The organism is Candidatus Thermoplasmatota archaeon (assembly GCA_030018475.1).
Lineage (GTDB): Archaea > Thermoplasmatota > JASEFT01 > JASEFT01 > JASEFT01 > JASEFT01.
In genome coordinates this window covers 1-3,578 of the sequence record JASEFT010000078.1, presented here as the reverse complement: position 1 = coordinate 3,578, position 3,578 = coordinate 1, and the positions used below count along the sequence as shown (strand labels likewise).

Annotated in this window: 3 protein-coding genes; 2 read left to right on the top strand and 1 reads right to left on the bottom strand. The window is 39.0% G+C overall.

Annotation, left to right across the window (positions count from 1 at the left end):
* Nucleotides 1-404: 404 nt before the first annotated feature.
* Entirely contained in the window at nucleotides 405-1,466 is a 1,062-nt protein-coding gene (locus tag QMD21_07390; GenBank protein MDI6856585.1) for a DUF835 domain-containing protein, read from the top strand.
* A 10-nt stretch (nucleotides 1,467-1,476) separates the two neighbouring features.
* Here QMD21_07390 and QMD21_07385 read toward each other — a convergent pair whose 3' ends face one another.
* Nucleotides 1,477-2,154, bottom strand: coding sequence for an ATPase domain-containing protein (locus QMD21_07385; protein MDI6856584.1), 678 nt, complete (start codon nucleotides 2,152-2,154; stop codon nucleotides 1,477-1,479).
* A gap of 87 nt (nucleotides 2,155-2,241) precedes the next feature.
* Here QMD21_07385 and QMD21_07380 point away from each other — a divergent pair, with 87 nt between their 5' ends.
* Nucleotides 2,242-3,525, top strand: a complete 1,284-nt coding sequence (locus QMD21_07380; protein MDI6856583.1) for a TrpB-like pyridoxal phosphate-dependent enzyme — start codon at nucleotides 2,242-2,244, stop codon at nucleotides 3,523-3,525.
* The last annotated feature ends 53 nt before the right edge of the window (nucleotides 3,526-3,578 follow it).

Sequence of the window (3,578 nt, the reverse complement as noted above, 5' to 3'; positions counted from 1 at the left end):
TAGAACCTGTGCTACCACCTAATCTAGGGGTGTAGGTGGGTGGGCTTTACTTGATGAGTATCTTGGGGCATATTTTCGTTACTTTAAAAGATGGTCCGGGTTAACAGAAATTGGCCCTGCGGTTGAGGTCTATCTAGACCCAACCTTACTGTAATAGGATTAGCGTGAAGTAGGTAAAGTGATAGGAAAATAATTCAAGCATAACCAGAAGTTTTAGTACTCACTCTAAATTTGTTATTGTTATTCTCGGTCTGCGTTATATTAGAGGACATGATAGAACTGTTTTAGTACATTTTAGAGCGTAAGCTCGGAGAGACTAGATTTTTTTGTTTTGAGATGCTGAAAAGTAATTTATTTAGGCACTACGACAACCTTTATTATTGCCAAACATATTTTACATCACGATGATACAGCAGGACCTACTTCAAGGGGTGCTCTATCCTCTTCTAATACTCATTTTGATAATCCTGCTTATTGTTGTTATTGCAGAGACTAAGAAAAGCATTGAGGAAAAGAGGATGAGAGCTATTGAGCTAGAGCGTCAGCGCATTTTTAAAGAAAAAATAGAATATTTAAAAAAGAAGAGGGAAGAGGAAGAGCTACAGAGAGCGTTAGAAGAAAGAGCTTTAGCAGAGAGAGTGAGAAAAGAGAAGGAAGCTTTGGCGCTGGAAATGGAGAAAGAGCGTAAGGAGTGGGAGCTGTCTGGAATTTATACAGAGCTTTTATCAACCGCTTACTCAGAGCTAGCTTATATTTTACCGAAAGAGTCGCTAGAAAAAACTACTAAATCTGTAATAACAAATTCCAGGCTGCCTTTGACTCTCTCTGAGACTAATTTTAGAGCAGAAAGTTTCATATCTGAAAATTCAATTTATAATTTCGTATTGGCTTTTTTAAAAGAGTACACTAACACTTTCGGTAGCCCTATAGCTGTTCTAGCGCTTGCTAGTATAAAAAAAGAGCTTGCCGCTCGTAAATTAACTGAGTTCTCAGAAGGCTTGAAAACACTCTCTCTGTTAGAGTTAGAACTGAAATCTACAAGTTATCTAATTGAAGAGGAGGAGCCTGTTACGAGCTACCAGCTGTTTTCTAAACTTCTTGAGCAGTGCAAAGGTTTGTGCATTACAAGGCAACCAATAGATAAAATAGCAGAAAAATACGGTAGTAAATTCGAGCTTTACTGGCTCACTAAATTAAAAGCGCCTAAAGTATTAGATCCTGTAGATTTAGAGAAGTTAATGGCTCTACTAGAAAATTTTCTGGAGCAGGGTAGAAAAGTTATTATGCTCGATGGCATTGAGTATTTGATAGTTCAGAACAATTACAAGACTATTTTAAAATTCGTTCAATCTCTGAATAGTGTAGTAGCTTTGAAAAGCTCCGTTCTTATCATTCCTATAAATCCTACTGCGCTAGAGCCTAGGGAGCTGGCACTTTTAGAAAGGGAAATGAAAGTTATAAAGTGATGCCACAGTCTCAAGCTTCTGATATTACCTCAGTAGTATGCAATTTTCCATCGCTGAAAAACAGTACAAACCAATCTGTAGAATGTAAGGTAGTCCTCATTTTAACGCATCTTATTCTGCGCTGAACTTTAACTTCAGAGATTTCTTCCATTTTCAAATGCAATAATCCGTCTGCAATGAATTCTTCTCCATATTTACCATAAGCTTTAGAATCAGGCGACATCTCAGTAATTAGAAACGTAGTTACGCCAAGCTCATGCAAGCCTTCAAAGAACTTAAAAAGCTCAATTCTAGGCTTCTGGAGCTCTGCAACTACTTCAAGTGCAGAAAGTGAATCAACAGCAAATAATTTATAATTGAGCCCAAGCTTTAAATTTTTTAAATACAGACTGAAAATATCAAGAAAAGTCCTGCCTGAAATTTTCTGGAGCTCTTTTGCAAGCTCCGCTCTGTCAACTATCTTCACATACTGCGCTAACCCTAAATTACCCATTTGAGTTTCTAAACTATTTTTGCTCTGCTCTAATGTAATATACGCACCTGAGTCTTTGTTCGTATTCAAAATATAGTAAACGAAAGTAGATTTCATCGTTCCTGTAGTACCTGCGACAAGAACAATGCTACCCGCAGGTATTCCACCATTAAGAGCTCTATCGAAATGCTCTATGCCGGTCTTTATCCGCTCCATCTTATTCAATTAGTAATAACCTTAGGATATTTTATTCTTTGCGAGGGCTCAAAACTATTATAGAGTTTTAAAGATATACAAATTCTTATGGCAGAGATAGTTAATTTAACTTCTGAAGAGCTTCCTAAAAGCTGGTACAATATTTTACCTGACCTTCCTGATAAGCTACCTAAACCCAAGAATCCACCTCATAAAAATTCTATTGAGCTACTGCCTAAAATGATGATAAAAGAATGCCTTAGGCAGGAGCATAGCGAGACAAAATTTATAAAAATACCAGATGAAGTGCTAGAGCTTTACGAGCAAGCAGGCAGGCCAAGACCTTTAATAAGGGCGATAAGATTAGAGCAGAAGCTAAGAACCAAGTGCAAACTGTATTACAAAGCAGAATTTTATTCCCCTACCGGCTCTCATAAAGTCAATACTGCTTTAGCGCAAGCTTACTACGCAAGGAAAGAAGGTTATGAGAGATTAACTACAGAGACAGGTGCTGGACAGTGGGGCACCGCTCTAGCTTACGCAGCTTCTCTGGCAGGATTGAAATGCACTGTTTATTGGGTAAGAGCTGTATATAACTGGAAGAAGGAGCGTCGTAGCTTTATGCAGCTCTACGGTGCTGAGATTTATGCATCACCAAGCAACAGAACTAAAGCAGGGAGAGCGCTTTACGAAAAAGATCCTAATCATCAAGGTAGCCTTGGGATTGCAGTTTCAGAAGGCTTAGAAGATGCTTTGAACGATGAAAAAGCAGTTTACTGCTTAGGCTCTGTGCTAAATCATGTGCTCACTCATCAAACTATTATAGGGCTAGAGACTAAGAAGCAGTTTGAGTATATCGATGCCTATCCTGATATTATTATTTCATGCTTAGGCGGCGGTAGCAATTTTGGTGGCTTCGCACTGCCTTTCTACCAAGATCTGCTTAAAAAGAGAAAAAAGCTAAAATTCATTGCAGCGCAAAGCTTAGCGTCGCCCAGTCTCCAAGGCACTTACAAATACGATTACGCAGATCATGCAGAGCTAACGCCTTTACTTAAAATGTACACTCTAGGGCATCGTAAAGAAATGCCGCCCATAAAAGCAGATGGCTTACGCTATCATGCCTGCGCACCTATACTGAGCTTATTGCGCTCTAAAGGCGCACTTGATACTGTAGCATATCCTGTAGATGAAAAGTATGTATTCGAGCGTGCTAAACTTTTCGTACAGACCGAGGGCTTTCTACCCGCGCCAGAAAGTTGCTACTCAGTTGCGTGCGCAATTGATGAAGCGCTAAGATACAAAAGCGAACAAAAAGTTATTGCATTTAATATAAGCGGCCACGGCTTTATGGATATGCTCGCCTATAAAGAAGCACTTGGAATGCCTTGAAGCCTTTCTCTTTTCTTTTAGGAAAAGAAAAGAGAAATCCTTCAGGGAAAGAG